The organism is Paenibacillus sp. V4I9, from assembly GCF_030817295.1.
Classification (GTDB): domain Bacteria; phylum Bacillota; class Bacilli; order Paenibacillales; family NBRC-103111; genus Paenibacillus_E.
The window spans coordinates 3,528,098-3,553,293 of record NZ_JAUSZE010000001.1 but is presented as its reverse complement, the minus strand read 5'-3'; the positions used below and the strand labels follow the sequence as shown (position 1 = coordinate 3,553,293).

General features: G+C 42.1%; 27 protein-coding genes, 1 pseudogene and 1 riboswitch. Of the genes and pseudogenes, 26 read left to right on the top strand and 2 right to left on the bottom strand.

The annotated features are described in order from the left end of the window. Nucleotides 1–3 precede the first annotated feature (3 nt). The 18 genes and pseudogenes from QFZ81_RS16590 (at nt 4) to QFZ81_RS16505 (ending at nt 17,546) form a co-directional block, all read left to right on the top strand. Complete coding sequence (locus tag QFZ81_RS16590; protein ID WP_307606934.1) at nt 4–441, top strand: S-layer homology domain-containing protein; 438 nt, start codon at nt 4–6, stop codon at nt 439–441. 152 nt (nt 442–593) lie between these two features. Further along, nucleotides 594–1,715, top strand: coding sequence for an amidohydrolase family protein (locus tag QFZ81_RS16585; protein WP_307442570.1), 1,122 nt, complete (start codon nt 594–596; stop codon nt 1,713–1,715). Between the two features lie 55 nt (nt 1,716–1,770). Then, nucleotides 1,771–2,466 (top strand): aspartate/glutamate racemase family protein, encoded by a 696-nt coding sequence (locus QFZ81_RS16580; protein WP_307442572.1) that lies wholly within the window; start codon nt 1,771–1,773, stop codon nt 2,464–2,466. A gap of 32 nt (nt 2,467–2,498) precedes the next feature. After that, on the top strand, nt 2,499–3,461 hold the full coding sequence (locus QFZ81_RS16575) for an NAD(P)H-dependent glycerol-3-phosphate dehydrogenase (protein ID WP_307442574.1): 963 nt from the start codon (nt 2,499–2,501) through the stop codon (nt 3,459–3,461). 120 nt (nt 3,462–3,581) lie between these two features. Further along, nucleotides 3,582–5,411: a sensor histidine kinase gene (locus QFZ81_RS16570; protein ID WP_307442576.1), complete on the top strand. Its 1,830-nt coding sequence runs from the start codon at nt 3,582–3,584 to the stop codon at nt 5,409–5,411. After that, the gene (locus QFZ81_RS16565) at nt 5,386–6,534 is read left to right on the top strand and encodes a response regulator (RefSeq protein ID WP_307603610.1); all 1,149 of its coding nucleotides are present in this window, start codon (nt 5,386–5,388) and stop codon (nt 6,532–6,534) included. Before QFZ81_RS16570 ends, QFZ81_RS16565 begins: the two co-directional genes overlap by 26 nt. A 167-nt stretch (nt 6,535–6,701) precedes the next feature. Then, nucleotides 6,702–7,337, top strand: coding sequence for a stalk domain-containing protein (locus tag QFZ81_RS16560; protein ID WP_307603608.1), 636 nt, complete (start codon nt 6,702–6,704; stop codon nt 7,335–7,337). Between the two features lie 112 nt (nt 7,338–7,449). Next, nucleotides 7,450–8,292 carry an RMD1 family protein gene (locus QFZ81_RS16555; RefSeq protein WP_307442582.1) on the top strand — a complete coding sequence of 281 codons (843 nt, stop codon included), beginning with the start codon at nt 7,450–7,452 and terminating at the stop codon, nt 8,290–8,292. A 274-nt stretch (nt 8,293–8,566) separates the two neighbouring features. After that, entirely contained in the window at nt 8,567–9,205 is a 639-nt protein-coding gene (locus tag QFZ81_RS16550; protein ID WP_307603606.1) for a cell wall hydrolase, read from the top strand. Nucleotides 9,206–9,431: 226 nt separating this feature from the next. After that, nucleotides 9,432–9,848 (top strand): hypothetical protein, encoded by a 417-nt coding sequence (locus QFZ81_RS16545; RefSeq protein WP_307442586.1) that lies wholly within the window; start codon nt 9,432–9,434, stop codon nt 9,846–9,848. A 218-nt stretch (nt 9,849–10,066) separates the two neighbouring features. Further along, nucleotides 10,067–10,638 (top strand): annotated as a pseudogene (locus QFZ81_RS16540) (class I SAM-dependent methyltransferase). A 638-nt stretch (nt 10,639–11,276) separates the two neighbouring features. After that, nucleotides 11,277–11,669: a (2Fe-2S) ferredoxin domain-containing protein gene (locus QFZ81_RS16535; protein ID WP_307442587.1), complete on the top strand. Its 393-nt coding sequence runs from the start codon at nt 11,277–11,279 to the stop codon at nt 11,667–11,669. A gap of 57 nt (nt 11,670–11,726) precedes the next feature. Continuing rightward, nucleotides 11,727–12,422 (top strand): class I SAM-dependent methyltransferase, encoded by a 696-nt coding sequence (locus tag QFZ81_RS16530; protein WP_307442589.1) that lies wholly within the window; start codon nt 11,727–11,729, stop codon nt 12,420–12,422. A gap of 18 nt (nt 12,423–12,440) precedes the next feature. Beyond that, a complete protein-coding gene (nikA, locus tag QFZ81_RS16525; protein ID WP_307603604.1) occupies nt 12,441–14,075 on the top strand; it encodes a nickel ABC transporter substrate-binding protein in 1,635 nt (544 codons plus the stop codon). Further along, a complete protein-coding gene (gene nikB / locus QFZ81_RS16520; protein ID WP_307603602.1) occupies nt 14,072–15,022 on the top strand; it encodes a nickel ABC transporter permease in 951 nt (316 codons plus the stop codon). Before nikA ends, nikB begins: the two co-directional genes overlap by 4 nt. A 3-nt stretch (nt 15,023–15,025) precedes the next feature. Continuing rightward, the gene (locus QFZ81_RS16515) at nt 15,026–15,871 is read left to right on the top strand and encodes an ABC transporter permease (RefSeq protein WP_307603600.1); all 846 of its coding nucleotides are present in this window, start codon (nt 15,026–15,028) and stop codon (nt 15,869–15,871) included. Between the two features lie 4 nt (nt 15,872–15,875). Then, nucleotides 15,876–16,667, top strand: coding sequence for an ABC transporter ATP-binding protein (locus tag QFZ81_RS16510; RefSeq protein WP_307603597.1), 792 nt, complete (start codon nt 15,876–15,878; stop codon nt 16,665–16,667). Nucleotides 16,668–16,706: 39 nt separating this feature from the next. After that, nucleotides 16,707–17,546, top strand: a complete 840-nt coding sequence (locus tag QFZ81_RS16505) for an ABC transporter ATP-binding protein (protein WP_307603596.1) — start codon at nt 16,707–16,709, stop codon at nt 17,544–17,546. Nucleotides 17,547–18,749: 1,203 nt separating this feature from the next. Here QFZ81_RS16505 and QFZ81_RS16500 read toward each other — a convergent pair. Both QFZ81_RS16500 and QFZ81_RS16495 read right to left on the bottom strand, forming a co-directional pair. Continuing rightward, on the bottom strand, nt 18,750–19,409 hold the full coding sequence (locus QFZ81_RS16500; RefSeq protein WP_307603594.1) for a hypothetical protein: 660 nt from the start codon (nt 19,407–19,409) through the stop codon (nt 18,750–18,752). A gap of 255 nt (nt 19,410–19,664) precedes the next feature. Further along, the gene (locus QFZ81_RS16495) at nt 19,665–20,084 is read right to left on the bottom strand and encodes a hypothetical protein (protein ID WP_307603592.1); all 420 of its coding nucleotides are present in this window, start codon (nt 20,082–20,084) and stop codon (nt 19,665–19,667) included. A 424-nt stretch (nt 20,085–20,508) separates the two neighbouring features. Between QFZ81_RS16495 and QFZ81_RS16490 the strand changes: the two genes are divergently transcribed. The 8 genes from QFZ81_RS16490 to QFZ81_RS16455 all read left to right on the top strand — a co-directional run bounded on the left by QFZ81_RS16490 (nt 20,509) and on the right by QFZ81_RS16455 (nt 25,179). Further along, complete coding sequence (locus QFZ81_RS16490; protein WP_307603590.1) at nt 20,509–20,751, top strand: hypothetical protein; 243 nt, start codon at nt 20,509–20,511, stop codon at nt 20,749–20,751. A gap of 62 nt (nt 20,752–20,813) precedes the next feature. Then, a complete protein-coding gene (locus QFZ81_RS16485; RefSeq protein ID WP_307442605.1) occupies nt 20,814–20,972 on the top strand; it encodes a XapX domain-containing protein in 159 nt (52 codons plus the stop codon). A 108-nt stretch (nt 20,973–21,080) separates the two neighbouring features. Further along, nucleotides 21,081–21,293, top strand: coding sequence for a hypothetical protein (locus QFZ81_RS16480; RefSeq protein WP_307442606.1), 213 nt, complete (start codon nt 21,081–21,083; stop codon nt 21,291–21,293). A gap of 441 nt (nt 21,294–21,734) precedes the next feature. Beyond that, complete coding sequence (locus tag QFZ81_RS16475; RefSeq protein ID WP_307449718.1) at nt 21,735–22,205, top strand: DinB family protein; 471 nt, start codon at nt 21,735–21,737, stop codon at nt 22,203–22,205. A gap of 142 nt (nt 22,206–22,347) precedes the next feature. After that, a riboswitch (cyclic di-AMP (ydaO/yuaA leader) is annotated at nt 22,348–22,480 on the top strand. A gap of 5 nt (nt 22,481–22,485) precedes the next feature. Beyond that, complete coding sequence (locus tag QFZ81_RS16470) at nt 22,486–23,136, top strand: CAP domain-containing protein (RefSeq protein ID WP_307442607.1); 651 nt, start codon at nt 22,486–22,488, stop codon at nt 23,134–23,136. A 352-nt stretch (nt 23,137–23,488) separates the two neighbouring features. Next, the gene (locus QFZ81_RS16465; protein WP_307603588.1) at nt 23,489–24,019 is read left to right on the top strand and encodes a 2'-5' RNA ligase family protein; all 531 of its coding nucleotides are present in this window, start codon (nt 23,489–23,491) and stop codon (nt 24,017–24,019) included. Nucleotides 24,020–24,089: 70 nt separating this feature from the next. Then, a complete protein-coding gene (locus QFZ81_RS16460; RefSeq protein WP_307442611.1) occupies nt 24,090–24,569 on the top strand; it encodes a DinB family protein in 480 nt (159 codons plus the stop codon). A 154-nt stretch (nt 24,570–24,723) separates the two neighbouring features. Next, on the top strand, nt 24,724–25,179 hold the full coding sequence (locus tag QFZ81_RS16455) for a GNAT family N-acetyltransferase (protein WP_307442612.1): 456 nt from the start codon (nt 24,724–24,726) through the stop codon (nt 25,177–25,179). The last annotated feature ends 17 nt before the right edge of the window (nt 25,180–25,196 follow it).

Below are 25,196 nucleotides of genomic sequence, written 5' to 3'. Positions count from 1 at the left end.
CGAATTAATATTGTTTGGTCGGATAAGACGAAAGCCAAAGTAAACAAATGGTTATCAGCAGGGTTAATACAAGGGGTGTCGGAGGACTGGTTCGGTCTAAATGAAACGATTACCCGTGCTGAATTCGCGAAGATCGTGGCTCTTTCAATAAGAGTAGAAATAGATACCACATTGAAGACTTCTAGTTTCAGCGATGTGAAAGCAGACGATCCGATATATGGGTATGCGCTCCCCTTTATAGAAGCACTTCGCCAAGCAGGTGTTACTGATGGTATAGACGTAGATCGGTTCAATCCTAGTGGAGAGGTGACTAAAGAAGAGTTTGCTATTTTTTTGGTTCGCAGTCAGGGTAAAAATGCTGAGGCAAAACAAACGCAGGGAGTAATCGATGAAACGATATCCCGTTATGCAAGAGGGTATGTGGCATTGGCTTTGAATTAGTTTCCATATTTAAGTTCTGACGGACAATTCAACGGCGCTATACCAATTGTTCGTCAATTGGTTCTTCTCGGATTGGATGACTTAACAATAAGTTATTGAGGCAGCGGGACTTCGAAGGTGGAGTAATTTCAAGAAAGAAAGTTGGTCAAAGAATGAAAAACCAGATTATTATTACTTTAATAGTGACAGTGAGTACGGCCATAGGGATATGGCTAATTTCTGTTTTGGGGCTATTCCCTTTTGATCAAGTAAAAGATACCCCCGTTAAAAAAGATTTGCTCAATCCAAGCACACCAGTAATTATAAATGAAACACCGATTAAGAAGTCGACTGAGAAAACGCTTAAAGAGTTAGTCGAGCAATACCGTCATTTAAAAGTTATCGATGCCCACAATCATGATGCATCTGATTCAAAGTATCTAAATATGCTGGAAGTTTGGAAGCGTAATGCCGTTAATCAAGTTGTTCTCTTTGGAGATATATCTGAGCCAAGCGCTTTAATGACCGACCAGATGTCATGGATGGCTTACAAAGATAACCCTGATGTAATTATTCCTTACTTTTCAGGCTTCGATATGCATGATAAATCGAGTCTCGATGTAGTGACACATAACCTGGAACAAGGATATTTTGGTTTAGGTGAAATTGCAGCTGCTTCTATGTATTCACCTGTGGTATCAAAAGTGGCATGGAAGGGTGAAAGCCCAATGGACGGCTATTTACCGGACATATACGAAATATGTGCAAAATACAAAGTACCCATTCTGTTGCATATTGACCCACCAAACGGAATTGTTATAGATAAGTTAGAAGAGGCGCTAGACAAACATCCAAACACAATAATCATATTCGCACACGCAAACGCGTTTAATTCACCGGAAAATATCAGAAAACTACTCGAAAAGCACCCTAATTTGTACGCGGATTTTTATGCGGGTTTCACCGCACTCAATCCAGGTAGTGCCAATAAGTTGGATGATTTCATACCTGTGATGAAGCAGTTTCCTGATCAATTTATGTTGAGTACGGACTCTGGATTTGATATTGGTGAGGAGGCTGCAATTGGTGCGATGTATCAGTTATTAGATAAGCTTGACGACCCTAAGCTAGCACGAAAAATTGCACATGATAACCTAGACGCCATTATTCGTAACCAACCAGCTACAGAGACACAGATTGCGGAAATCCGTAAGAAATCCAAAGAAACAGGACAAAGTTATGAATGGAGTCATCTATCGAAGGTAAAGGCCGGACAAATTCTTTGGAGCAAATAATAATATCGATTTTCTGTTATTATGTAGTAAATAGTTATTTCCGAGGTGTTTATCAATGAAAACAATTGGGCTAATAGGTGGAATGAGCTGGGAGTCGTCCTTGCTTTATTACCAAATCATCAATCAGCGTATTAAGGAGAAATTAGGCGGGCATCATTCCGCAAAAAGTCTTATGTATTCGGTGGATTTTCATGAGATCAAGACTCTTCAACATGAAGGGAAATGGGATGAAGCCACAAAAATCATGATTGATTCAGCACAAAAACTCGAATCTGGTGGTTCAGATTTCATTGTCATATGCACGAATACGATGCACAAGATGGCAAAAGAAGTAGAAGAATCGGTCTCAATACCATTACTGCATATAGCTGATGCAACGGCAAATGAAATTGTTAAGTGTGGAATTAAAAAAGTCGCTTTACTCGGTACTGCTTTTACAATGGAACAAGATTTTTACAAGGGTAGACTGATTGAAAAATTTGGTCTTGATGTTATCGTTCCAAATGAAGCCGCAAGGAAGATTGTACATGATATCATCTATCAAGAACTTTGTCTCGGAATTATTAAAGAAAATTCTAAACGATCCTACTTAGAGATCATTAATAGTCTTGTCCAAGATGGGGTAGAGGCCGTTATCCTTGGCTGCACAGAAATCACCTTATTAATATCTCAACTGGATTGCAGGGTGCCTATATTCGATACAACGAGGATCCATGCTGAATATGCAGTAGATTTAGCTTTGAAAGATTAAATAGACAGTATGTAAAGGAGCTGTGCTACTTAATGAGGGTTACTGTTTTAGGTTGTGGAAGATGGGGATCTTTTTTAGCTTGGTATGCAAATAAAATAGGACATGACGTCATGTTATGGGGAAGAGAAGAATCAAAAAATTATCAAAGATTAGTTCATAGTAGAACAAATGAATATTTACAATTACCCCAAAACATACATTTAACAGATAGAATTGCTGAAGCAATTGGGTTTGCCGAAATCATTTTTATCGCTATTAGTGCTCAGGAACTTAGAGGTTTTGCAAAGCAGTTAAATACCATGAGAATTACAAATAAGATCTTTGTTTTATGTATGAAAGGACTTGAAATGGAGTCTGGAGAAAGACTCTCACAAGTTTTTATGGAAGGGATACAATCACCTGTAAATTTAGCAATTTGGGTTGGACCTGGGCATGTTCAAGATTTTGTTAAGGACATTCCAAACTGTATGGTTATTGATTCAGATCACATGCACATAACTAAATTGCTTGTGGACAGCTTCGGAAGTGAGATTATAAGATTTTATTATGGGCAAGATTTGTTAGGCAATGAGATAGGTGCTGCAGCGAAAAATGTAATTGGAATCGCAGCAGGTATGTTGGATGGATTAGGTTATACAAGTTTGAAAGGAGCCTTGATGGCTAGAGGAACAAAAGAAATTGCAAGATTAGTCAAGGCAATGGGAGGGAACGAATTAACCATTTACGGATTAGGACATCTTGGTGATTACGAAGCGACCGTGTTCTCTAATCATAGTCATAATCGACGTTTTGGTGAGGCATTTGTAAAAAAGGAACCTTTCGAGAAACTAGCTGAAGGAGTAGCAACCGTAAAAGCATTATTACGATTGTCCACTAAATATGATGTGGAGCTACCCATTTGCCAGGCTGTTAATTCAGTACTCACTGAAGGTAATGATCCAAACGAACAACTAATAAGATTATTTATGAGACCCGTGAAATTTGAAGGTATTTAATTAACTATCATAATTTTAAAGACACAAATTAGAGAAGATGATATCCTTATTTAGGTAGACTTTTGTCGAACTGGCCCGAATGGCGGTTCGAAAGTCATTTGATATAAGGGAGATGCAGCCGTGGACACAAGACAATGGATGTCGGTAACACTTTTTCTCGCAACGGCGCTGATGGTGTTCGTCTCTTTCTTGTCTTACCGGAAACGCTATCTGCCTGTTGCCAAAACGATGGTTCTGATCATGCTGGCAGCGGCTTGCTATGCGTTCGGCTACGCGTTTGAGGTGTTGAGCCGAAGCCTGAACGATGTGAAGCTGTCGCTTCAAATCGAATACTTGGGCATTCCATTCGTTACTACGCTCTGGTTTTTTCAGGTCATTCAATTTACTGGGACGGCGGCTCGCTACCGCAAGCGTCTCGCCCTAGTGCTGTTCGTTGTCCCCGCAGCGGTATTTTTTCTCCATTTGACCAACGATTGGCATCACCTAATCTATGAGCGTTATATTCGGAATGTGAGCGATTCGGTTCCTTTGTACACGACTGTCAAGGGGCCTTGGTATAAGGTGCATACCGTCTATAATTATTCCGTACTTCTATGCGGAATGTTACTGTTTATACCCATGTATTGGCGAGCTTTACCGATCGTGCGAAAGCAAATCGTCATCCTCCTTTTGGGCGCAGTCGCGCCTATGGTGTTCAATTTGTTCTTTTGGTCCGGAATGGACGTTGATTTGACGCCGTTTGGATTCGCTGTATCGGGGATCGCCTACGTATGGGGGATTTTGCGGTATAATTTTCTTCGATTAACGCCTCTTGCGATGGCTAAAGTGTTCGAAACGATCCGGGATGGAGTCGTCCTGTTCGATTATGAGGATCAAATCGTTAGTTACAACGAAGCAGCCGAAAAGGTCCTTCCCGAACTCGGTTTGCCGAAACGTTACCCCATTGGTATGGAGAAGGTTTTGTCAGAAAGTCCAGAACTGCTTAAACGTATTCGTGCCGCTAGTGATAGGGACGAACGCTTCCCGTTTCACAGATTCCATGCACACCGTAACAAGCACTACAACTGCAGTTTGTCACTGATTTATGATTCGGGCAATGTCCTGATCGGAAAGATTCTGATGTTCAACGATATTACGGAGATGAAGGAGAGCGAAGCCCGGTTGCGTGAGAACGCCCGGCAACTGTCTGAGCTAAATGCGTTCAAGGACAAGCTTTTCACCGTCGTGGCACACGACATTCGCGATCCGATCGCACTCCTCGTGAGTTTGACCGAGCTGCTGGGCGATGAACTAACCGCCGCCGACTTTGAGCACGCCGAATTGGTGAGAGAGCTTAAAGGACAAGTGCAAAGCACGTTCCATCTCGTTGAAAATTTATTGGATTGGTATCGCAGCCAGAAAGGGAAAGTCGTGTTTCGTCCGTTAGGCTGGAATTTGCAGCAGGTCGTCCGGCAGGCTTTATTGCTTTCTGGCACGAAGGCTGGCATGAAACAAATTCGGATGACAGAGCAGATCAACGAGAAGCTAACGGTTAGAGCGGATAAAGAGATGTTGGATCTTATTCTACGAAATTTGCTTTCGAACGCGATCAAGTTTACAGGAATTGGTGGGGCAATTGAGATCGGGGCCGTTCTTGAAGGCGATCAGATCATCGTGTCCGTAAGCGACAATGGTGCGGGAATCGACGTTAAAACATCAGATCTGCTGCGTCTAGAAGAGCCATTCTTAAAGGTAATGGTGAACGGGGACGATTCGGAGGATATGAGATTCGGACTGGCGTTGATCCGCGAATTCGTTCGTATCCATGGTGGCAGCCTTTGGTTCGAGAGCGAGCCTGGGATCGGGACGACCTTCTCATTCACCTTACCCGGCTCGGCTGGTGTGCGGGAAGCGTTCGACGACGGAGGAATGGAGGAAGAAGTTTATGAAAGTGATTTTGGTGGACGATGAGCCGATGATGCATTTGATTCTGCGTAAAATGCTGGTCAAGCTGCCAGAGGTTCACGTGGCGGGCGCTTTTACGGATACGAAGTCCGCAGCCTCCTTTCTAAATGACAACACCGACATCGGTTTGGCTTTTGTTGACATCTCCATGCCGGGCGGGAGTGGGATGGAGTTCGCCGCCAAGATGGAAGCTTTGGCTTCTCCGCTGCAAATCGTCTTCGTCACGTCACACAAAGAATTTGCCTTGAAAGCTTACGAACTATCTGTGGTGGATTACCTGGTCAAACCCGTTTCCCAGGAACGATTGCAGAGGACGGTAAATCGTGCGTTGGCGAGCCAACGGGGCATTCATTCACCGTCGCTGTCTGCTCCCGCTTCCGAAAACTCTGGCAGGATCGTCCTAACGATGCTGGGTGATGTCGTCGTGAGCAACGATGCGGGCCGTGTCAAGTGGATCTCGAGGAAATGTGCGGAGCTATTCGCGTACTTGCTGTTTTATCGTGGCAAACGAATTCCCCGTTCAAGGTTAGTTATGGATATTTTCGGAGGGATGCACCAAACCAATGCGGAGAACTACTTAAATACGACCGTCTATCAATTGCGCAAGTCTTTGGAACCGCTTGGCATGCGCGAGGTCATACGATCTGAGAATGATGGCTATGCGCTTGAATTAAAGGATTCCGTTATCGATTACGTGGAATTCGAAAAGCAAGTAGAGGAGATGCCATCCATTGACGTCGGAAATGTGGAGAGGGCGCTGCGCATTGAACGGCAGTATACGGGCGATCTGTTCGGTGACAAGGCGTATGTATGGGCCATTCACGAAATGGTGCGCTATGCGGAAATGTACACCTCTTTCGTAAAACGGCTTGCCGAAGTGCTTATTTCGTTGCGGGATACGACTTCCGCGTCGAAGCTGCTGCTCAAACTGAACGAGCGCAATCAACTGGACGAATCAGTGATACGTCATCTTATGACGATACGCGAGATGACCGGGGACAAAAAAGGTTTGACCGCTCTGTATACCGATTATGTTCGGCTTCTCAGCAGGGAGCTTGGCATTCGTCCGTCCGAGGAACTGATACATTTATATGACATGTTAGTAAGTCGATTAACCAACAAAAAATAAATATTTGTGTAGATTTGGGTTAAGTAAGTGGGAGAAATATGAGTTGAGTATATGGGAAGCAAGCTGCCGCAGGTACATAGTGCGATAGCATGCTTTTTTTCTTGTGAAATTCACGAAATAAATGGAAACATTTACCTTGAAGTTGCGTCTAAATTAAGGAGTTATATTTGAAAGAATTGGGATGGTGCAACACTTTGAAAAAGTTTCTTTTAGGATTGATATGTGGAATCACTATAACAGCATCAACTGCGGTTTATGCATCGGACACGATTCAGACGTACTTGTTTCCAGTTAGATATGAAATTAATGGCCAAAATAAAGAAATGGAAAAGGAATATTCAACTTTAAATTACAATGGGCATGCTTATGTTCCTATCCGTTTCATCGCCGAAAATATGGGGGCATTTGTGGATTACAATGAACAAAATAATGAAATTAAAGTCAATCATTTTCCAGCAAGCATGGATTTACTAACAGATAATAAGTATCCAAATATCCATTTTGGCCTTATAGATCTTTACTTGGATGGAGGTTATACAGGTATAAGGGGGTTATTATCCTTAGATGACATAGAAGAGCTGATAATAAAAAAAGAGTACAAAATAGATTTCAAACTAAATTTTTATGACAAAAATAATGAATTAATTGGGTCTGCTTTAGGTTCAACCAAATATGGATCTTCAGATGAAAAACGAACCATAAGTATGGGTGAAATAAAATATGTAGCAGCTGGTGAGGTAGGTGATTTTTCTAAGTATGCTTATATGAAACTTGAAATTTTAAACATTGAAGAGCAGAAATGACGTAGTAAACAGTGACGGTTGCCCCGTCTTTTATTATTCATGAGGATTGAAGCCCACTTTTTCTGTCAAGACTAGTTAGCATGACTTTTATAAAGCAGGATGAGTGGTGAAAATGAAAGATATTACTTTTAAGGCTATGGCCGTCACAAATGAAATTGATCTGAACAAAATCGCCATCCACTGCGGCATTCCCAAGAAATACACATGGGAACAGCCTTTAATCCTAAGAGGCGATATACTTAAATCGATCCTAAAAAAAGAAATTGACGCCTATCAACAAGTGTTGGTGTTTTCTTTTGGCAGTGTAGTTTTTGTAAATCACACACACAAGGATGAGATCACTGGCTTTTTGAAATTCATCCAATCCTTCGAACCAGATATTGAGCTCCAGCCTGCTGACAGATACACGGACGATTACAGTCTTCACATCGAAGAAATCGATAGCATGGAGTTAACTGACAAGTATGTAGTTGTAACTGAGTATGAATCCTTTTACCCAGAATTAATCTCCACTGTCCTTGCCAAATCGGTTGCTCTTGAGAAGATAGAGGAACAGCTTGGGAAAATTCATGATGGCCTCGAAATTATGATTGAAAGACTTGAAAAAGGAAATCTTCGTGTCGGCAACAAAGAATTGGCAAGAACGACTGCAAAAATCGTACGTCATGAGTACAACACCCTTGCTTACATCATGATTTTGGATAAACCTGATCTGACTTGGACCAACAGTACGGCTAGCCAATTTTACGATGGGATGATGGTTTTTTTTGAATTGAACGATCGATTTAAAATACTGAAAAGCAAAACGGATATTTTATATCATATCTTGGAAGGTTTTTCAAATATCAGTCATTCCATTCGAGGGCTATTCGTAGAGTGGATCGTTGTGATTCTTATTGTTATTGAGGTTGTATTAACGATATTACAAATCATAGGTTGGATTCCCTCGCATTAAAAAAGCACAATGAACCAGGAGAAAATAGTTCCTGATCCATTGTGCTTTTTAGCTTGACTTAGACAAAGAAAATAAACAGAAAGCAACTCCTTTTTGTGATTTGCGACCCTTAATAAATGTTTCTTCCGAAGTTTATAGGGACAGCCTGGTGCTGTTCCCTATTTTTCGAGCGTGTAAGGCGACATCTAGAGTCGGATCAACACCCCTAAATTTGTAATGCTGCATATCGTTGCCATGTGCGGCGCGTAAAAGGAAGAGGAGGTTATCTTGAAACATGAAGAAGAAACTACAGGCTCTTATCTGCGTTTGTTCCCTTGGTGTAATGGGGATGGCCGCACCAGTTGGTGCTCAATCGTTAGGACAGGGCACACAAAGTGACCAAGTATTGGATATGCAAGAACGATTAAGCGCACTCGGTTACTTTAAAACAGGAATTACCGGTTATTACGGTAACCAGACTAAGGATGCTGTAAAGAAATTTCAAGCCAGTTATGGCTTGTCAGTTGATGGTGAAGCCGATTCCTTAACTCTGATTAAACTCAATAAAACGATTTCACCCAAACAGTCGGTACTAGAAGAATTGGCGCGAATCATTCATTCCGAAGCACGAGGGGAGTCCTTTTTAGGACAAGTTGCCGTGGGAGCTGTCGTTCTTAATCGAGTTCAGTCCGAAAAATTTCCTGATTCCATCACTGAGGTTATTCATCAGCCAGGTCAATTTTCAGCCGTTGATGATGGTCAGTTTAATCTTAATCCAAATTTATCAGCCTACCGCGCGGCAAAAGCCGCTTTGAATGGTTTGGATCCAACAACTGGGGCGCTATTTTTTTACAATCCTGATATTGCCCAAGCATCTTGGAGCAAAAAAAGAACCGCCAAGATTACTATTGGTAATCACGTATTTACCATTTAAGAGTAAATATAACGAGAAAAGTCGCGTAAATCGCGGCTTTTTTTGTTATTAATGACATTAAATATAATTCGTTAAAAGTGGAAACTATAACCATTAATTGACGTCTAACTAATTATAAGAAGAGGGGTGAATACGAGTTTAAGCAAGCGGGGACAGTAATTAATTATTTTAAGGATATAAGTGAAAAAAATACGAATTTGAAAAGAGTAGGAAGTGTAGCTGATTCATGAGAAAATTAATATTCGTCGCGTTTTTAAGCTTGTTTTGGTTGAGTGCGTGTTCATCTCAACAAAAGTATACTTCCGTTATCGAAGCCATTAAGTCCGAAGGAATCAATATCACTCAAATTGAATCACCCCAGGAAGCTCAACTTAATGAGACCAACCCCCTAAGTTATAAACTCGATAACAATGAAATCATAAGGGTTTATGACTTTGGTTCGAAAGAAAAAAGAGAACTTGGAAAGAAACGTTTCCAAGAACATCAACAGCTTCTTAGCTCCTATGCACCAATCGTGTATCAGACGAGCAATTATTTAGTTCTTTATTACAGCAACGTTAATAATTCAAAAACTGCAACTCCAAAGCTGAGCGAAACGAAATATGGTGAAAAAATACAAAAAGCAATAAATAGCGTAGAATAGTTATTTTTCAGGTATCATGATAGCTCAAGGAAACCGTCTGCCGCTGCTACAACGGCAGCCTTTTCTGCTAATGAGTAAAGACAGGAGTGTTTAATTAAAATTAAATTTTCAATAAAGACTTTCACAGTTTGATGTTAAACTCTAAATACCGTTAATCAAAAAAAATTATCTTTTGTCAAGGTGAGAAAATAAGTTCAAGTTAGGAGTCTTGGGTTAATATGAAACAGAATAAATATGATGATCTTGGATTTTTCGAAAAATACAGTGAGATGCCTCGCTCGATTGGTGGACTAAATGCTGCGGGGGAATGGCCCGTACTCCGTACGATGATTCCCGCGCTTCGAGATAAAAGAGTTCTTGACCTTGGATGCGGCTTTGGATGGCATTGCCAATATGCACGAGAACAGCAAGCACGGTCAGTGGTTGGCGTTGTCTTAAAGTACATCATTGTCTTGTATCAGGAGGAACTTTTATACTTTCGGTTGAACATCCGGTCTTTACCGCAATTGCTGCACAAGACTGGCATTATGGTACGGAGGGCGAGCGATTGCACTGGCCTGTCGACGACTACCAGAAAGAAGGTCTACGGCAAGCGAGATTTCTGGACAATGATGTCGTCAAATATCATCGGACTATCGCTACCTATGTTAATGCGTTAATTGATTCAGGATTTAGGATTATGAAAATATCTGAACCTCAACCAAATCAAGAAACATTGGACAAGTATCCAGAAATGAGAGACGAAACTCGTCGTCCCATTTTCCTCTTGATCGCAGCAGTCAAGAGTTAGACATTTCAGCTAGGGTAATTACTCCGACTGTAAATAATAGCATCATAACAACAGGCTGCCGGCATTATCGAGGCCGCTGAAAAAGTTCAAATCATATAAACAGGGTACCTTATCACAATTCTGAGGAGAGGTACCCTGTTTTCCTGTATAATTTAATTAACTAATTTCAGGTGGTGTCTCGGATGATTTCAAACCAACAATCCCTTATTCTTAGTCCATTTATGGCCATTTATGATATCGTAACTTGAAACTAGTCATTTAGACATACTCCTCTTTAGACTGATGATAGAGAACCTTTTAAACCAGACCTATTATAGCAATCCTTATAGGATATTCAAAGATAGGCAAAAAAAAGTCGGTTTCCTAAAACGAAGGTATCATGGTGTTTATATTCAAATCCACCTCTGATCACTGGTGTTCTCGAGAAGGGGTGGGAAAGTGCTATTGACAATATACGTTTGTATAAGTAAAATCAATTTTGTTATTAGTAAATATTACTATTAAATATAACAATTCCAAGCTATAAAGCGCAATCCTCAATTTGAAACGAGATAATTGCCGTTCTTAATAGGGGTGTTTGGTTTTATGTTGACTTTAATCGTAATTTTTACAATAAAATTCAGGGGGGTTGAAAACTATTGTCAACGTGGGACTTATCAGAAACGCGCCATCATGTACTAATTTGCAACGGCGCCAGCTGTATGCGCAGGCATGGGGAAGAGGTCACACAGGCAATTCGAGATGAAATTACCCGAAGAAGGGCTGACGGGCTCATCCACACGAGCAGGACTCACTGCAACGGACGGTGTCAAGATGCCTGCGTAGTCATTGTATACCCCGAAGGGGTTTGGTACAAGGACGTTACACCTGAGATAGGACGGCTTCTTGTTAACCAACATCTACTCGATGGGAAGCCAATTGGGGAACAACATACACATACCTACGACGCAGACGATAAAGGCAGCTTTGTACGTTCGCCGAATGCTGCTAAGGGAGAAGATAAGCAAAAGATGTGTGATAGAAAGGTGTAGACGCATCCAATAATCGTAAAATTTACTAATACAGTACGTAAAGGAGAAGAGATTGAAATGAGCAAGGATCAATTGTACGACATATGGTGGCAGGAAAAGGCGGAAGGCGAACAAAGAATGGAGGAAGAGCATCTTCGCCATTGGAAGAAAGTGCTAGGATTTGTGGAAGAGGAAGATTTGCAACGAAGCGATGTGCTCGATTTTGGATGTAATCAAGGGGGCTTCCTTCGTTTTCTCTACGAGCAGCGCCCGTTCCGGGAAGGAGTAGGTATTGATCTTGCACGTCAATCGATTGAGGTGGCTAATTCACGCAAAGGAAGCTTACCGCTACATTATGAAGCAACATCCACTCCGGAGAAGTTCGAACATCGCTTTGATCTTGCCTTCAGCATTTCTGTCATCTATCTGATCTCCGATTTGAAAGAGCACGCCAGGAAAATAAAAAAAGCACTGAATCCTGGGGGCATCTATTACGCTACGTACACAGATTATAGAGGGAATCCAAGTTTACCGGATATTAAGGATAAAATTAACAGAAGTGGTGCTGTCCCGATGAATTTGCATTCACTGGATGAGATTGCTGGAGCGTTCTGGAGCGAAGGATTCGAAGTGGGTATCCGACGTATGATTCCAACTAATTATACCGAATTGTCTTCAAATGATCGTTGGTTCCGTCGCATTGAAGATCGCATGTTGTTCGAATACGAGCAAGCCTACATATTCCGTTTCATTGCTCCAAGTAACCAAAATTAAAAAAGGAGATCTTATCCCATGTTTTCATACATAAAAACGAAGTTACCCTCTATTCTTATGCTGATCTTAGCCATAAGTCTAACAGCTTGTTCAACAAGTGTTGACAAGAAAGCAGGAGATATTGACACCCAGAAACAATCAGAGACGACTCCGAAGATGATTACGATGGCTTGGAATGCAGATGTTGGAACTCTTAATCCCCATTTATACGGTCCGAGTCAAGTGTTTGCCCAAGCTATGGTGTATGAGCCACTTGTTGACTATGTGGAAGGTGGCAAAATCGTTCCGCGTTTAGCCGAAAAGTGGGAGGTTTCAGATGACGGACTCATGTATACGTTCCACCTTCGGAAAGATGTAAAATATTCCGATGGCTCTGTATTTAACGCGGGTAATGCAAAGAAAAATATAGACGCCATTATGGCTAACAAGCAGCGGCACAGTTGGATGGGAATTGTCACTGTGCTCGATAGAACGGAAAAAATCGACGATTATACGATTCGTCTGATTCTAACGAAGCCGTACTATCCTTTGCTCCAGGAACTAGCATTTGCTCGCCCATTCCGATTTTTGGGGGATGCTGGGTTTCCTTCGGATGGCAAGACTTCGGAGGCGATCGTGAAGCCGATTGGAACCGGACCCTGGGTGTTATCTGAATATAAGAAAGATGGGTATGCTGTATTTAGTCGCAATGAGAACTATTGGGGAATAAAGCCCAAACTTGCTTCAGTAAAAGTACTCATCATCCCGGATTCCGAAACGATTGTAACTGCTTTCGAGAAGCATGAAATTGATTTGATAGTTGGTGCTGGCATTATTAGCATGGACAACTTTAAATACTTGAAAGATTCAGGTAAATACAACACAGGCGCTTCAGAACCGCTAACCACAAGGTCAGTTATCCTGAATAGTGCCAAAGCGCCAACTTTGGAGATGAATGTACGACTGGCGATTCAGCATGGAATTGATAAAGCGAAGATGATCCAAAGCGTCACTTTAGGTTTGGAAAAGAAGGCAGATACGATCATGGCTAGTAATTTCCCTTACTCGAATATTGATCTAAAGCCATATGCCTATGATCCGAAGAAATCAGAGCAGCTGCTAGATGAAGCAGGATGGAAACTTCCTTCAGGTAAGTCAGTACGAGAGAAGGATGGCAAACCACTATTGCTTGACCTTGTGTATGTAAGTACCGATGCGATCCAAAAGCCGATGGCTGAAATCATTCAAGCTGAATTGGCAAAGATTGGTGTTCAAGTGCAGGTCAAGGGCGAAGAACTGATGGTAGGCAATGGAAGATTGAAGTCGGGTGATTACCACTTGAACTTCTGGAGCACCTACGGGGTACCTAATGATCCGCATAATTTTGTTACAACGAGTACACAAGCGAAAACAGGCATACACGAAGCGCTTCTTGGATTGTCGACGAAACCGCAAATCGATGCCCAGAGCAAGGAAGTGTTGGCAAGTACCGATGAGAAAAAGCGAGTAGAGCTATACCGCTCTATTTTGACTCAGATTCACGAGGGAGCCGTGTTCTATCCAACTGCTTACGAATCCATGATAACTGTTTATCATAAAAACTTAACAGGCCTTAAATTCAACGCGACCAAATATGATTTCCCTTTTGGTACGTTGGATATTACAACTAAATGAGTAGTTCAGTACTAAGATATGTGCTAAGACGTCTGGCGGGATTGCCTGTTCAGCTGTTCTGTATTTCACTGCTTGCCTTCATCCTGGTCCGGCTCGTTCCGGTTGAACCAGCCGAGGTGATACTTCGAATGTCAAATTTGACACCTACCGAAGAAGCAGTCGCCTCCATGCGCAATGAACTAGGAATGGACCGTTCTCTTCCGGTGCAATTTGCCAATTGGTTATGGAAGGCTTCTCAATTTGATTTTGGAAATTCGTTTGTCAGCAAAACACCGGTTTGGAGTGATGTTATTGGTAAATTCCCAGCCACGCTTAGGCTTGCAGTGACAGTCATTGGACTGTCACTGCTCATTAGTATTGCGCTCGGAGCTTTTTCCGCATTGTACAAAGGAGGATGGTTCGATCAGCTCTGCAGACTTCAGTCTTTTATTGGGATATCCATACCTCGCTACTGGTTAGGATTTTTGCTTGTTTATTGGTTTGCTCTGAAATTAGACTGGCTGCCAACACAGGGGAACCATAGCTGGAAGCATCTCATTTTACCTACACTCACACTTGCTTTTTCGCAGGTTGCTTTCCTCTCCCGTCTGCTTCGCGCCAGTATGCTTGAAAACATGAAAGAGTCATACGTACAATACGCACGAATAAGGGGAATACGTGAGTCAGTCATTTTATTTCGTCATATTCTTCCCAATTCGCTGCTTCCCATTATCACAGCGACTGGAGTCATGTTTGGCCATTTGCTGGGCGGAACGGTCATTGTTGAGCAAATTTTTAGTTTGCCGGGGCTTGGTCGGTTTCTGATAGAGTCCATCTTGAACCGGGATTATCCGGTCATTCAATGTTATGTGCTGCTGATGGCCGTTGTGATTGTTACGATTAATCTTATTGTTGATATCTTGTACAGGATCCTGGATCCACGTTTGAACATTAAGGAAGGAGTGTAGACAATGATTGGTGCGCTTCGAAACAACAGCTTTCTCCCAAGAATTCGATATAAGGGACTCCAAATTGGCTGCGGAGTCTTGTTAGCAGGAATTGCTTTAACAGGTATCGCCGCTCCGTGGCTCGCTCCGCACGATCCGAACCACGTAGAACTGCTGCATAAGTTTGCTTCGCCATCTCTCGAATATCCATTTGGAACGGATCATCTTGGTCGTTGTGTGCTGTCAAGACTTCTTATTGGGATCAGGATCTCGCTAGGTATTTCCATTGCTGTGATGGTATTTACCCTCTTGATCGGAATGGTAGTGGGAACCTTCTCAGCGCTCAAAGGTGGCTTGGTTGATGCGACATTCATGAGGCTGTGTGATTTGCTGCTTGCTTTTCCTACGCTCGTGCTTGCGTTTGCGCTGCTCGGCATTTTTGGAACGGGGGTTAAGAGTTTGATCATGGCTCTTGTTTTATCACAATGGGTGTATTACGCTCGCATGGTACGGGGGATGGTGCTCTCTATCCATACACGAAGTTTTATTCAGGCGGCAATCGTAAATGGAACACGTCGCTGGATGCTTTTATGGCGTCATATTCTTCCTAACATTTCTACACAGATTCTTGTATTGGCCGCGCTTGAAATCGGTACGGTTATCCTCGAAGTAACCGGATTTTCATTTCTCGGTTTAGGCGTTCAGGCTCCGACGCCGGAATGGGGGATGATGATGAACGAAGCGCGTCAGCAGCTTCGTCAACATCCCGAAATGATGTGGATCCCCGGTCTTGCTGTCATGTTCGTCGTGATCGTTTGCAATGTGCTTGGCGAGTCGCTTCGAGACTACTACGATCCTAAGGGAAGGTGAACGTATGGAAGCGAATCGATCTGTGTTAACAGTCCGTGATTTAACAATAGATCTCAGAAAACCGGAAGGCATTACACGTATAATCAACGGGGTAAGTCTGGAGTTGCAACCAGGATTAGTGCTAGGAATCGTCGGGGAGAGCGGTAGTGGCAAATCGATTACGTGTCTTGCTTGCATGGGTTTATTACCACCAAATGCGATGATAAGCAGAGGAAGTATCGCACTTCTTGGACGGGAGTTGACAATGCTCGCACAGGAAGAGTGGCGTTCACTGCGAAGATCACGTTTGTCCATGATCATGCAGAATCCGATGGCCGCGTTTAATCCCATACGCCGAATAAGCGACCACTTTGTCGAAACGTTAAGGGGGCAAGGGAAGATTAGTCGGGAGGAAGCCTGGGAGCTGGCAATAACCTCATTAGAGCAGTTGAATCTGCCTAGACCTGCACTACTGATGAATCAGTACCCCTTCCAATTGAGCGGAGGCATGCTTCAACGAGTCATGATTGCTATTGCGATGGCTGCTCGCCCTGGTGTTCTAATCGCAGACGAACCCACCACTGCTTTGGATACGGGGAGTCAACTGCTCGTATTGCGCGAACTCGGAGAGTTGTGCCGGAATGCCGGTACTGCTTTGATCATCGTGACACACGACTTAGACGTTATCGCAGAAATTGCCGATGATGTTGCGGTCATGTATCAAGGTGAGATTGTGGAAACAGCATCGGTCCATCAGTTATTTAACAATCCTGTACATCCATATGCCCATTTACTCGTAAATACTAGAATCTGTTAATTCGCAGTAATAACGTCAAAGATTGGGGAGGGGATCCGAATGAACTTGCTAGAGGTGTCTGGAGTATCAAAATCTTACCAGTCTGAACGCACCTTATGGGGGAAAACAACCCACTCAATGGTCCTGCACGATATTTCTTTCGATATGTTGGAAGGCGAATGTCTCGGTATCGTCGGGGAAAGCGGATCGGGCAAGAGCACGTTAGGCAAGCTTGTGCTCGGCTTGGTACGACCTGACAAAGGGCGAATCCTATTTCAAAAGAGGGATTGGCTGAATGAATCTGCTAGGGATGCCCATGCGCTTCGCCGGAATTTGCAGGCCGTGTTTCAGAACTGCTCGGATGCTTTGAATCCCCGGATGACAGCTCGTCAAATCATTGCCGAACCTTTGCTCAACTATGAGCGATATTCGGCTCGGAAGCTGGATCTCGTTTGCTTGGAATGGCTGGATGCAGTAGGTTTGGCTTCATCAGATGCGGACAAACTACCGCATCAGTTTAGCGGGGGGCAGCAGCAGCGATTATGCATTGCTCGTGCGTTGGCTCTGCACCCAAAGTTAATTGTGTTAGACGAAGCGGTTAGTAGTCTCGACAGGATCCTACAGGCACAAATTCTTGAGCTATTGCAACACTTCAAGATGAAGTATAGACTTTCCTACCTCTTTATTTCTCATGATATCAAGGCGACTCGCTACTTGTCTGATCGTGTAGCGGTCATGGATCGTGGGGAGATTGTTGATTGGGCAGATAGTCCAAACCACTTAGAGCAATTACAACATTCTGCTTCTAGAAAGCTGCTGGATTCACAGCTTCCTTCACATCCAGATCAGCGGACAAGACGAATAGAGGGGAAGAAATATCGAAAGGCAGGTAATCGTTAAGACGGGCAGGATCTATTTGAATATTGGACAGTTCGTTACTACTATTCTATTGATGTAGTTTGTGAACAAGGAGAATACGTTAACGTCCCTTCGGAATAAGATGATGCGTTATTTCTATGAGTAGATTAAATACTTTGATTTTCAGCAGAATCCGCTGTTATAACAAAACATCGCATTACATTCACCGAACAAAATCGACAGCTAATGGAACGGGAGCTACCCACGATAAAAGCTTGATCATATAGTTAGCCAAACTATTAGAAAATATGATTCGAAAAGAACACATGTTCTTTTTTTGTTGTGCGCCTCACAGTCGTACAATCTAAGTGGTTCAAATCCACTCGGTAACTTTACCCTTTAAAGTGCCGTAGCCGAAGTAGAGGTCCTACTCGAATATGAGTAGGATTGGCAGGGTGTCTCTCTTGATAGGGAATCCGAAGGGCCTGCAGGCAAAGTCCAGCCCGGAATGTGGTGAACCAGAGGTGGCGGCGATGCTGGGTGACCCGCCAACAAAACGGGGAAACCTATACGACTAAGTATATCTTGTAGGAAAACAAACAAAGGGATATGACCTACAGGACTCATCGACGTGAGTAGGGTCAGGATGGATGGAATAGAATGTACAGATAACTGAGGGAAGTCTCGTAGTTTCCTTGACGCAAACGTGGATAAGGTAGGGGAGGTATAACCTTAAAGGGAAAGCCGAATCGATGGGCTGCGAGATGGAGGATCGTTCCGTAGTAGTGAGTAAGTCCGAGCCGATGAAAGCAGGTAACAGTCTGGAGGAAAAAAACGCGAGTCGCATAACCTGCTCCCACTTCAAAAGAGGGAAGATAGAGGCAAAGGGAATGTGCTTCGTCAAAGACTCATGGATTTTAGCGAGCACATCGGCCGTCCCTCCGTTTCAATGTATAAGTTAAAAATGAGTGGGAAATAATAAGAAGTAAGCACTACCCTTAACCCAATTGCTATTTCGTAGGACCGATTCCATGGCTTACCCATGACGGAGGTTCCTATCGACATTTCTTAGCTTTTGTTAAGGAGGAGATGCTTATGTTAAAGTACAGAACAAAGGAAAAAACAGTAGAAATCTCAGCTCGCTTCGTTATTGCAATTGCTTCGGCAATTAGCACAATAGTCGGAGTACTAGCAGTATATCTATCGAATTAGTTCTGTGCCTGAATGGCCGTCCAATTGGGCGGCCTATTCTAATTCCCCACCCCTTAATTGCTGCTGCTGCTGCTCAACGATCCTCAGCATCCTTGGATTAGCCGCGATCTGAGCGGAAGCAATCTCATAGGCCTCAAGATCAGCCTTCCTGAACACTTCCATGAACAAATACAAGTTCTCTTGAATGAGATCAAACTCGAATGCCTTCGATCTCATAGAATCCATGAATTTGCTGTTCTCTCTGAGCTCACGGTTCAATGAGGTGATGTTCTGGATGTTTCGCCTGAGCTCAATAACAAACCCTTGCTTCCACTGCTCCAGATAATCAGCCTCGGCCCCATCTTTCTCATGCTTCTGTTGAATGGCTGCGAACCGCTGTTCAAACATCTCTGGCAGCTTATTAATGAATTCGAAGCGTTCCAATAAAACGGGTGTCGTTTGATACTGGAGCTCAATGATATCTAAATCAAAGTTTGTTATACGCTCGACCCGGGAATGCTCCTTAACGACTACATCCTTCTTCTTCACTAAGTCGATGGTCTTGATATACTCATTCACAGCCACATGGGAAATAGCCTGCTTTGCTTTCTTCGAACAAAGCTCAGCAATCTGTCTGGAAGACTTTCCGGCAGCGAGCCCTTCGGTGATCAACTTCTCTAGCCCGAACTTCTCAATCTTGCTCTGTCTACCCATCGAATCACCGCTTTCTGCTGTTAAGTTATGTTAAGATATAATTCTGTTTTTGTAAGGCAACTGTTAAGTAAACAACGAAAAAAACCTTACGTATGAAGGCTTTGTGTTGTTAAGTTATTTTTTTACACTGTAAAGCACAATGGACGACAAAAATGTGATGATTCTGCACACAACAAAAAAAGCCTAACTTAATAAGGTTTTTTTGTTAACTATTTCCTTTTAATATAGTAAAGATTTATTGGCGTAAAATAATGTTCATTTTTCCTCGAAAAAATCTACTAACATACTCAATGAATGGTTATCATCTATGTCTAACAATTTAACTGTCTCCTTATATCCATAAACAATTTCATCTATAAGAAGATTCTCAATTCTTACTTTTTCATCTGATGCCTTTTCCCATTTTTCATCTGATGCCTTTTCCCATTTTTCATCATGAATATTTGATTCTTCGAGGTGGATTAACATTTCATAACGAAACAATAAATTCAATAGTGTTTGCCTAGCTAGACCTCTATTAGTCTCGGTTAAAACTTGTATAAACTTTTTCCTATCAAGTATTCCTTGTTCTTCATTTTCCTGGTGATCTATCACCTTACTATTGAATAAGTCTACTGTTTGTTTTACTTTTCTATTGGTTGTTGTCAGTATTGGAGCATAAAGAAGAAGTTTCAACGGTTAGACGAATGGACTCGCATGAGGGTGCGTGCCTTTATGCGTCAAAAGAAATCTACGGTTTCTAACTGGCTGATTCCTAACAAAGTATTGGAATCGGCGGAAATGGTATTTCTAACAAACTTACTCACCACACGTTCCTATTTCAGGAGTGAAATAGGCGCAATCCGGCGACGGATGAAGAAAACTCACTCCTAAAGATGGGGAACTGACGAAGGAAAGCCGTGTGAGGGAAATCCGCATTCACGGTTTGACGGGGAGTCCGAGGGAGTAATCCCTCGTATTACCCTACTTTCAAATATCCTATCTTAAACATAAGCCAAGCAGGTCACAAGGGATTACGGTATATGGTCAAAGATCCGATGGCCGCGAAGAGCATGAGCGCAATATTCACAGTGTATTACAGTATAAGCCGTAGCTATTAATGGAAAATGGTGCTGATTTAACAATCTCTATTCCGATTATTGTAATAAATGACAGCTATTTGAAGCAAATTATTGAGAACGAGCACGGTGTAGGACAGACGATTGTCGAAGGTTTTGTGCGTACGACGAATTTGATTGTACCTACCCGACGGTTTGTTATTATCGGATATGGAATGTGCGGCCGAGTACTATTGCATTCGGCCTCCCAATTACGTAAATATCGAGCTAAAGTAGCCAGTTAAATGCTAAAGCAATTAAGCTATCGACTTTAAGGATGCAGTCTAACAATCGAGGTGTCTAAAGTATGAAGGAGCTTCTGTTGTCATTAGGAGCAGGTTTAATTATCGGTGTTTTATTCAAGGTGTTGAAGCTGCCTTTGCCCGCACCGCCTGTACTTTCGGGTATTCTTGGCATTGTAGGTATTTATGCAGGCGGCAAGATAATGGAGTTGTTTATAAAATAGGAAACAGGACTGAATGAAAAAGGAGGAGGAGCTTTGACGGGGTTCATCCTTCTTTTTCTATGTTAACGAAGATTTTGCATAAACTTTGGATAAAAGGAAGCGATTTATATGAACAAATCCAGACTTTGTTTAATAGGTGCGGGTTTTCATGCATCAACGAATATTTTCCCTTCAGCCATTGAAGCCGGAGCGGAAATAATTGGAATTGCTACACGAAGTTTGGATCGATCAAAAGCTGCTCTTTTGCGTTTCGGAAGCAATGGAAGACCTTATGACGTAACTGATTACGAATGGAACGCTTGGCGCTGTACGTTCATTTGAAGCCAGATTCGCAGTTGACTGTACGCCATTTTGCAAAAACGAAGAACAATTCATGAAACTGGCCGCCATTCATATCATCGAATTGATGCGACATTCGTTTGGCGAGGTTTCGCAAGAAACTGGGTTTAGCAATAACATAAATGAGTTGATTTCGCAAAGTATTTCAAGACGTGGTGCCATGGCAAACACTAGAAGAGAACGATACCGTCCTTACGCCATCAGCCTCAGCGATGTCAGGGTGTTATAGAATCTTTATTTACGCGGATTTGTCGACAAAATGAAACATTTTATGGCGCCAAAATAGATTAACTGGGCAGGCTAATTGAATAAGGTATTATTTACATACGAACAAATGTACTGTATATTTGTTCGTATGAGAAAACTGCATGTATATAAAACAAATAGGTATGGATTATTGAGAAATTAAAAGGAGTGTTAATCATTAACGGGATAGAACTTGTTATATTGAACTTGGAAGAAGTCCGACGTAGAAGTATAAAAGTGTGGAGCGTTATTCCTCTAACTATGCTGGATTGGAGGCCTGATGCACAAGCCTTAAGCATGAAAGAAATGATCCGACACGTATTGGATGGCGAGCATTATTATCATCTTGCATTACTTAATTGTGGAAGTTTGCCTTCTTATGATTCTCCTTATGACAATCGGGAATTTTCTTCGGTGGAGGATGAACTGATATTCGCACAAGTGTACAGAGAACAATTCTTGAATACCGTTAAATTGTTCACTCCTGAGGATTTGTCAAATATTAAAATTAATCGAAGTGACGTAGGGTATGTTCGAAGTTTAGGAGATATGTTAATGAGGATCGCATACCACGAATCCGTTCACACCGGGCAACTGCTAGATTATATGCGAACGGCTGGAATCGATCGGCCTCAAATTTGGGACTGAATGAGGTTGGTGGTGATGGGAATTCACTTGTTTTGGACAAGAAGAAACGACTAATGCCACTTACAAAATGCTCTTGGAAAATTTTGAGTCATGTTCTCTATGATTTCACATGTTACAATTTGTGAGATCCATGTGGATCAAATAACTCAGAAGGCCGAAGTTTCATGTGAAGCACGGGGGACCCATTATTTGGGGTGAAGCCGCGTCAGCGGCCGGGTGATTACTCTTTGATCCGAATCCGACAGCTAACCTCGCAGGCCGCAAAAAGGAGAGGTTTATTTTGAAACGTTACAAAAAGCTTGTGGTTACCGGCGCAATAGGATTGAGCGTCCTCGTAGGTTCGAGCGCATCAATGGCCGCATCAGCAACCCATTCAGTATCAGGCAATGATACCATGTGGTTAATATCCAAGAAGTATGGCATCAGCTTATCTTCGCTTATTAAGGCAAACCCTCAGGTTGCCAATCCTAACGTGATTTGGTCTGGTATGAGCCTCAACATTCCTGGCAGCACGAGCACAAATGCAGGTACCAAAACGCCAGTTACGAGTGCGCCATCCCAATCAACTTATGCTAGCCAAGTCGTTAACTTAGTTAACCAGGAACGATCTAAAGCAGGACTGCGTCCATTAACCAGCAATAGCGCACTTACCGCAATGGCTTTGGACAAAGCGAAGGATATGTACAACAATGGTTATTTCGATCATACTTCTCCGACCTATGGGTCTCCTTTTGATATGATGAGCAAATACGGCATTCGCTATTCCTATGCAGGTGAAAACATTGCAAAAGGTCAACAAACGCCTGAAGCTGTCATGAAAGCTTGGATGAACAGCACGGGTCATCGTCAAAACATTCTAAGCCCCAACTTCACCCAAATTGGTGTTGTCTTTTATAATGGTGAGTGGGTTCAGGAATTTATAAGTAACTAGCTTTTTTCTAAACATTCAAGGCACACGATATGTGTGTCTTTTTGCATGCCATTTTAGGCTCTTTGTTGACTTGTATGGGACACAAATAGATCGACCTGCCCCATTGTTACAGAGTCGATTAGATAATCTAAAACGCAAAAAGAGGGTCTAGGATAACTAGCCCTCTTTCTTTATATACATCGCTTATCGGCGATGTTCATCAAATTTCCAATCCATGGTAATATTTAAACAACCACAATTAAAAACTAGGAGCAGCCAAATGGAACAAATTTTTGAGTTTAAGAAAACCATGTGAGCTCAAATGATTCTTTCCAATAGCTGTTCCATCAGGATTGAAAGGTTGGTGTCATAAATGCAGTATTTCATAGGCATCGTTCCTCCCGACGAATATCTAGAACGAGTAGTTGCGTTTCAAAAACGTTGGTTGAGTAATGGTCTTCCGAATGTCGTTGAGCCTCACGTGACTGTTAAAGCACAAAGCGGGCTTACCCTAGATATGGCTTGGCTCGAAAAGGTAAAGGTTGTATGCTCATCGTTTTCAAAGTTTCATTTGTCGCTTTCCGAACCTGCTTTATTCGGAAATCAAGTTATCTTCCTCAGTGTTCAATCAAATGAACTATTAGAGCTTCACAAAAAGTTAGTGAATGTAGTAGCACCATCAAATGAACTTATGCAGCACTATGCTGAATTGGACCTTTATACTCCTCATTTGACTTTGGGGCAAACGTATTGGGGGATGAAAGAATCAGAAATATTGGAAATGAAATCTGAGGCGGGATATGTCCTTGCTCCTTTTCCAACATTCACAGTCTCTTATGTCAGAGTTTATAAAGAAGTACAACCCAACAAATACCATCTGTATGAGGACATCAAACTGGCCTAATAATGAGAATGTATGTTCCTGTATATGGATTTGTGCTATGATCTATCCATTATGACTAGGAGGTAATCTAATGAATTTCCGTAGTACAATCAGCGAATACGAACAATTTTGCAGTTGGACAAATATTTTGCACCAACTAAGTGATAAGGATTGGCATAGCCCAATTCAAGTAGGAAAGGCGTCGATTGCCGAAATCATTGCGCATCTTAGAAATTGGGATCTTCATCTAATGAACGTAGTCATTCCTTCGATCAGGGAAGGCAAAGGAATGGAGTTTCCCGATTTCAATTCTTTCAATAGCAAAGCTTATCAATACGCAAATTCGGGTATATCGAAAGATCAACTCCTTCAAGAATTCTCAAGCGATAGAATGAAACTGATGGATCTATTAAAGAGCATGAAATGCGAGGATTTACTGCTAGAAGTAACAGCAAACGGTGTATCAAATTGCCCTAAAACTGGTACGCCATACTCTTTGCTATACATAATTCAAGAATTTACTGAGCACGATGATCATCACAAAAAGCAAATTTTAAGTGTTCTAGATTAAGCTAACGTACAATGATAGTGAAGGAGCTTGCTTCAGCAGCTCCTCTTTTCTATTAAACGGGTGAGATATTTGTAGAGCAATCAAAACGTGTTGATTATCTAGCAATGTTCATCTATTATAATGATAAAAAAATAGAGATAATGGAGTGATTTTTATGGATATTAAAGTAGATGATTTAACTGGATCTAAAGTGATTGCATTAATCGGGGAACATCTTCAGAATATGGAACTTTTATCTCCGCCAGAAAGTACACATGCCCTAAATCTTGATAAATTGAAAAAACCAGAAATTACCTTCTGGAGTGGATGGGAACAAGATGAATTAGTTGGTTGCGGGGCAATTAAGGAACTTGATAGTCAACACGGAGAGATAAAATCAATGCGAACTTCTTCATCACACCTAAGAAAAGGCGTTGCAAGACGAATCCTTGAACACATCATTGAAGAAGCCAAGCGACGTGGCTATCAACGACTAAGTTTGGAAACGGGCTCAATGGATGCTTTCGAACCAGCTAGACGACTGTATGCAAGTTTTGGGTTCCAATATTGCAAGCCGTTTTCGGATTACATAGAGGACCCAAATAGTGTATTTATGACAAAAGAGTTATGAGTTTATTTATATGTCAC